This is a genomic window from Antarcticimicrobium luteum (assembly GCF_004358185.1).
GTDB lineage: Bacteria > Pseudomonadota > Alphaproteobacteria > Rhodobacterales > Rhodobacteraceae > Antarcticimicrobium > Antarcticimicrobium luteum.
Map to the genome: position 1 here is coordinate 156,787 of NZ_SMUV01000067.1, position 6,000 is coordinate 162,786.

At 65.1% G+C, this 6,000-nt stretch carries 5 protein-coding genes; 3 read left to right on the forward strand and 2 right to left on the reverse strand.

Going from position 1 to position 6,000, the window contains the following annotated elements:
- Positions 1-6: 6 nt before the first annotated feature.
- Positions 7-1,623, reverse strand: a complete 1,617-nt coding sequence (locus E1832_RS13035) for a calcium-binding protein (protein WP_133360197.1) — start codon at positions 1,621-1,623, stop codon at positions 7-9.
- Between the two features lie 486 nt (positions 1,624-2,109).
- On the reverse strand, positions 2,110-2,550 hold the full coding sequence (locus tag E1832_RS13040; RefSeq protein ID WP_133360198.1) for a DUF302 domain-containing protein: 441 nt from the start codon (positions 2,548-2,550) through the stop codon (positions 2,110-2,112).
- Between the two features lie 111 nt (positions 2,551-2,661).
- On the opposite strand from E1832_RS13040, the gene E1832_RS13045 reads away from it, so the two are divergent.
- From E1832_RS13045 to msrQ, 3 genes are all read left to right on the forward strand, one after another.
- Positions 2,662-4,155, forward strand: a complete 1,494-nt coding sequence (locus E1832_RS13045) for an FMN-binding glutamate synthase family protein (RefSeq protein ID WP_133360199.1) — start codon at positions 2,662-2,664, stop codon at positions 4,153-4,155.
- Between the two features lie 67 nt (positions 4,156-4,222).
- Positions 4,223-5,131: a protein-methionine-sulfoxide reductase catalytic subunit MsrP gene (gene msrP / locus E1832_RS13050; protein WP_133360200.1), complete on the forward strand. Its 909-nt coding sequence runs from the start codon at positions 4,223-4,225 to the stop codon at positions 5,129-5,131.
- A 1-nt stretch (position 5,132) separates the two neighbouring features.
- Positions 5,133-5,735: a protein-methionine-sulfoxide reductase heme-binding subunit MsrQ gene (gene msrQ, locus E1832_RS13055; protein ID WP_245513976.1), complete on the forward strand. Its 603-nt coding sequence runs from the start codon at positions 5,133-5,135 to the stop codon at positions 5,733-5,735.
- The last annotated feature ends 265 nt before the right edge of the window (positions 5,736-6,000 follow it).

Here is a 6,000-nt window from a genome sequence, read left to right on the forward strand (position 1 = left end):
GCCGCCTCACAGGAATGCCAGCGGGTCGGTGACAATATCGGAACTGGCGAACAGGCTGGCGGTCAGGCTCACCGTGCCCAACACCGCGCCGCTGTCGGTATCGCTCAGCGTCAGCACGGTGGTCGGTGTGCCGGTGGCTGTATTGATGCCGATGGAATAGCCGATCCCCTCGTCCAGCAGGATGCGGTCGCCGTCGGCGCCGTTGAACCCCTTGATGTAATCGTCGCCAAAGGCCGCCTTTTCGAACAAAAAGGCATCCGCCCCGATATTGGCGCGGTAGGTGTCGTCGCCCGCGCCGCCGATCAGCCGGTTGTCGCCGGCGCCGCCGTCCAGCTCATCGTCTCCCGCGCCGCCAAACAGGATGTCGTCGCCATCCTGACCGAACAGCCTGTCGTCGCCGTCGCCGCCCTCCAGCCTGTCCTGGCCATAGCCGCCGAAAAGCTGATCGTCGCCTGCGTCGCCCCGCAGCGTGTCGTCGTCATCCTCGCCATAGAGGCTGTCGTCGCCGCCGCCGCCGGACAGTTTGTCGTTTCCATAGCTGCCGGCCAGCGTGTCCCCGCCGCCGCCGCCGCGCAGCTTGTCGCCGTCATATCCGCCGTAGAGCTCATCGGCCCCGCCGCCGCCGGTCAGGCGGTCCTTGCCGCTGCCGCCGTACAGCTTGTCATGGCCGCCGTCGCCACCCAACCGGTCATCGCCTTCGTCGCCGCTCAGCACGTCGTCATCCGCGTTTCCGCGCAGGCGGTCGTCGCCCTCGCCGCCATAAAGCGTGTCGGCACCCTCGCCGCCCAGCAAAAGGTCGCGGCCCGCGTCGCCGCGCAGGGTATCGACGCCCGAATGCCCGCGCAGCACATCGTTGCCGTAGGATCCCGAAAGGCTGTCGTCCCCGCCACCGCCGCCCAGGGTGTCGTCGCCGTCGCCACCGTTCAGGCTGTCGTCGCCGGCCTCGCCATCCAGCCTGTCGTCGCCGCTGTCGCCGTACATCGTATCGTCGCCGCTGCCGCCGAAAAGGTCGTCGTCGCCGTGGCCGCCGTTGCCGTAATCGTTGCCGGCCCCGAGGAGCAGCGTGTCGTCCAGCTCCTCCCCGTCCACACGGTCGTCCGCTTCGGTCCCGAAATAATGCGACGCCCCGCCGGACAGGTAGTACGTCAGCCAGTGGGCAAGCTGCTCCAGCGTCGCATTGGCGTCGCCGTCCTCGTTATAGACGCGGCCGTCACTGATCTCGAAGCCGATGTGAAAAATGCCATCGAACACCGTGTTGACCAGATTCCGGGCCTCCAGGTATCCGTTGCCGCCATCGTTCTGGACCAGGTGAAAGCCCCATTCCTCGCCCCCTTCGTCGTCACCGTGCAGTTCGACGAACCTGGCATAGCGGGCCGGGCGTTCGGCGTCGCGGATATAGGCGTTGATCGCATAGACGTCATCGATGTCGATCCCCCCGTCGTCGAAAAGCTTGCCGTCCTCTATCGCGGCGAGGATCAGCTTGTTGATCTCATTCGCCGCCCGCGCCCCGCCTTCGATATCGCTGGCGGAAATGCTCCGGTTCAGGCCCGCGTTGTCCAGAATTTCGGTGACGATCTCATCCAGCCCGGTCCCGGTGGTGCCGCCGGTCAGTTTCTTTGCCATGTGACGTTCTCTCGTGTTTATCCCGTGTACGTGAAATGCGCGTTGCGCGCAGATGGTCGCCCCCGAGCTTGCACGGGGGTTTGCGGCAGAAATCGAATGAATTTGTGGCGAAAACCTGGCGGACTGAACGCTCGGCGAGAGCCTGCCAAACCGGCACCGCGTCGGTGCCCTGCGTCCCCCCTCGCTCCGGTCTTGAAGGCGGGTGTTCGCGGCGTCCTGGGGGTGCTGCCCCGGGGGCGGACCCCGGCGCAGTGCGATCTCGTCGGGGTGAGCCGGCGGCGCGATTAACCTTTCGAATCGTTCGCCGGCACCGCCGGGGCCGAACCGTACAAAACCGCCCGAAATTTCCCCGAACCGGCCCGGGGCGGGTCTGGCGTTGGGGTGCAGCCTGTACGAAACCCGCCTCAAACTCCCCGGTTTGCCCCATGAAAAAGGGGCGGACCATGGCTGGTCCGCCCCTGATTCAGCTGGTTGAGGCGGCGGGCGCTACTCGCCCAGGGCCGTTTTGACGATGCCGTCCAGCATCGCCTGGACCTCCTGCATCGCCCCCTCGGGGAACTGGCGATAGCCCACGATCACCTCGCCCGGCTTGTCCGCCAGCTCGGCCACGAAGACGTCATAGGGGCAGAAGACGATGTTCATCGGGTCGGCCTCCATCACGCTGCGCGACACCTTGGCCGAGCAGAAGGAATAGACATCCGCCTTTGTAAACAACACCTTGTCAGACCCAACATCGGCGCGGGTCCGCTCCAGCATCTCGCCGACATGGCTGACGTGATCGACCACGAGGCCGGCGTCCAGGATCGCGTTCTCGACCCCGAAGGCGACGTCATCGAAACTCTGATCGGTGGTATAGCTCACCATCTCCTGCGCGGTCGCGACCTGCGCGGCCAGACCCAGCGCGGCGGCCAGAACGATTGCTCTCATCTTTCTCTCCCCTACACAAAAGCGCGACTTGCCAGCCCCGCCAATCCCTTTCACTCTCAGGCTAACGGCTTGTTGTGCCTGGCGCAAAGTCAATCATATCGGAGTTTGTGAATGAATATCGCGGTGAACGCTGTCGAGCTGCTGGCCTTCCTCTTTATCGCGCTGCTCGGCCTGCTCACGCTGGCGCTGGCGGTGCTCTTCGTGATCGACCGGCTCCAGACCGGTGACGCGATCCGGCGCAACTATCCGGTCATTGGCCGGTTTCGTTATCTTTTCAGCGCGTTGGGAGAATTCTTTCGCCAGTATTTCTTTGCCATGGACCGCGAGGAGATGCCCTTCAACCGGGCTCAGCGCGAATGGGTCACGCGCGCCTCGACCGGCGAAAGCAACACGGTCGCCTTCGGCTCGACCCGCAACCTCAGCATTCCGGGCACGGCGATTTTCGTCAATGCGCCGTTTCCGCCCCTCAACGACCAATATGCCAGGACCGAGCCGATGTTGATCGGTCCCACCGCGCGCAGCCCATATCTTGCGCCGTCCTTCTTCAACATCTCCGGCATGTCCTACGGCGCCATCTCCAAACCCGCGGTCGAGGCGCTGAGCCGTGGCGCGAAAGACGCGAACATATGGCTCAACACAGGCGAGGGGGCGCTGAGCCCGATGCACCTGGAGGGGGGCTGCGATCTGGTGTTCCAGATCGGCACCGCGAAATACGGGCTGCGCGACGCCGACGGCAAGCTGGACGATGACAAGCTGCGCGCGATGGCCGCGCATGAAACCGTGCGCATGTTCGAGATCAAGCTCGCCCAAGGCGCCAAACCGGGTAAGGGCGGCATTCTGCCGGCGGCAAAGATCACCCCCGAGATCGCCCGTATCCGCCATATCCCGATGGGTCAGGACAGCCTCTCGCCCAACCGCCACCCGGAAGTGAACAGCTTTGACGAGCTGCTGGACATGATCGAACATGTGCGCGAGGTCACCGGCAAGCCGGTGGGGATCAAGACGGTGGCCGGATCGGAGGAGGTGTTCCGCGGCTTCTTCGACGCCATCGTCCGGCGCGGCGCCGACAGCGCGCCGGATTTCATCACCCTGGACGGCGGTGAGGGCGGCACCGGCGCAGCGCCGATGCCGCTGATCGATCTGGTCGGCATGTCGGTGCGCGAGGCGCTGCCGGTGGTGGCCAATATCCGCGACGAGCACGGGCTGAAAGAGCGGGTGCGCCTGATCGCCAGCGGCAAGCTGATCAACCCCGGCGATGTCGCCTGGGCGTTGGCGGCTGGCGCCGATTTCGTCACCTCGGCGCGCGGCTTCATGTTCGCGCTGGGCTGCATCCAGGCGCTCAAGTGCAACAAGAACACCTGCCCGACAGGCATCACCACCCATGACCCCCATCTGCAAAAGGGGCTGGTGGTCGACCGCAAATACACCCGCGTCGCCCGCTATGCCCGCGGCCTGATCGGTGAGGTCGAGACCATCGCCCATTCCGTCGGCGTAGCCGAACCGCGACTGATGCGGCGGCGCCACGTCCGCATCGTGCAGGCCGACGGCCATTCGATCCCGATGAACGAGATCCTGCCAAGTTACAGCCCCGTCGCCGAAACGTGAGCGGGCGTGGTTTGGCGCGGGGCCTCCAACCGACTAGATCAGGGGAGGACAAACCAAGGGAGTGATCATGGCCCATCGCTGGACAAACGACCTGACCCGCGCCGACGCGACCCCGGAATGGGCGTTTCTGAACCGCCGGCAGCTGATGGCCGGCGCGGTCGCCGGGGCGGGGCTTGCCGCGCTGGGCGGGCCTGTACGGGCGGCGACCGAGGGGCTTGAGCCCAATTCCTGGGACGAGATCACCAATTACTGCAACTACTATGAATTCGGCACCGGCAAGACCGATCCGGCTGCCAATGCCGGCGCGCTGACCACCGACCCCTGGCAGGTCAGGATCGACGGGCTGGTGGAGCGGTCGGGAACTTATGACCTAACCCAGATCCTCGATCAGGTGACGCTGGAAGAGCGGATCTATCGCTTTCGCTGCGTCGAGGCCTGGTCGATGGTGATCCCCTGGACCGGATTCGAGTTGGCCGATCTGCTCGAGATGGCCGGGGTGCAGGAGGGTGCCCGCTATGTCGCCTTCGAGACGCTCTATCGCCCCGAGGAGATGCCCGGCACCCGCTATCCGGTGCTGGACTGGCCCTACCGCGAGGGGCTGCGTCTGGATGAGGCGCGCCACCCGCTGACCATCATGGCCACCGGCCTTTACGGCAAGCCGCTGCCGAACCAGAACGGTGCGCCGCTGCGATTGGTGGTGCCGTGGAAATATGGATTCAAGTCGATCAAGTCGATTGTGCGCATCACGCTGACCGAAGACGAACCCTATGCCACCTGGAACCGGACCAACCCCCGCGAATATGGCTTTTACAGCAATGTGAACCCCGAAGTGGACCATCCGCGCTGGAGCCAGGCCAGCGAACGGCGGGTGGGGGGCGGGCTGTTGTCCCGCCGCCAGCCGACGCTGATGTTCAACGGCTATGAAAACGAGGTCGCCTCTCTCTACGAGGGGATGGACCTGGCAAAGCTGTTCTGAGGTGATTGCCGATCGTCTCAATACCGGGTTGCGGCGCATTCCTGTCTGGGCCGTCTACCTGCTGGGGGCGCTGCCGGCGCCGGTCCTCTTCTACAGGGGGGCGACCGGCGGGCTGGGGGTGGAGCCGATCAAGGCGCTGGAGCATGAGCTGGGCGCGCTGGCGCTGCAGCTGCTGATCGCCGGACTGGCGGTCACGCCGCTGCGCCGCAGGCTGGGCGTGAACCTGATGAAGTTCCGCCGCGCCATCGGTCTGCTGTCTTTCTCTTACGTATGCCTGCACCTGCTCACCTGGCTTCTGCTGGATGTGCAGATCCCGGCGCAGATCTGGGGCGATATCGTCAAGCGTCCCTATATCACCGTGGGCATGGGGGCGCTGTTGCTTCTGCTGCCGCTGGCGCTGACCTCGAATACCGCCTCGGTGCGCCGGCTGGGACCGGCCTGGCGGCGGCTGCACCGGCTGGTCTATCCGGCGGTGCTGCTGGGCGCGGTGCACTTCGTGATGCTGCGCAAGGGGCTGCAGATCGAGCCGCTGATCTATCTGGGCCTGATCCTGGTTCTGCTGGCGCTGCGGGTGCCGGCCCGCCGCCTGACGCGCCCGGCCTGATTTGCGCCTGACAAGGCGGCGCGCGATTCCCGCGAGTCAGGGCGGCCCCGAGGGGGTGACTCGGAAGTGTGCCCGGCCAGTCTTGTTGCTCTGCCCCAGCGAAACACCACATGTAGTCGGCGAGTCTTTTCGGGCGGCGGAGTAGGGCGCGTGATTCCGATCTGAACATGCTGCCAAGGCAGAGGGGCACTGCGGCTCCTGCTGGGGTCTTCACTTTTAAAGCGTTGAAAACAGGTTGTTTTCTGTGTTTTTGAAAAAAAGATGG

Coding starts and splice junctions, on each gene's coding strand:
- E1832_RS13035 (WP_133360197.1), bottom strand. CDS start 1,623: ATGGCAAAGAAACTGACCGGCGGCACCACCGGGACCGGGCTGGATGAG.
- E1832_RS13040 (WP_133360198.1), bottom strand. CDS start 2,550: ATGAGAGCAATCGTTCTGGCCGCCGCGCTGGGTCTGGCCGCGCAGGTC.
- msrP (WP_133360200.1), top strand. CDS start 4,223: ATGGCCCATCGCTGGACAAACGACCTGACCCGCGCCGACGCGACCCCG.
- E1832_RS13045 (WP_133360199.1), top strand. CDS start 2,662: ATGAATATCGCGGTGAACGCTGTCGAGCTGCTGGCCTTCCTCTTTATC.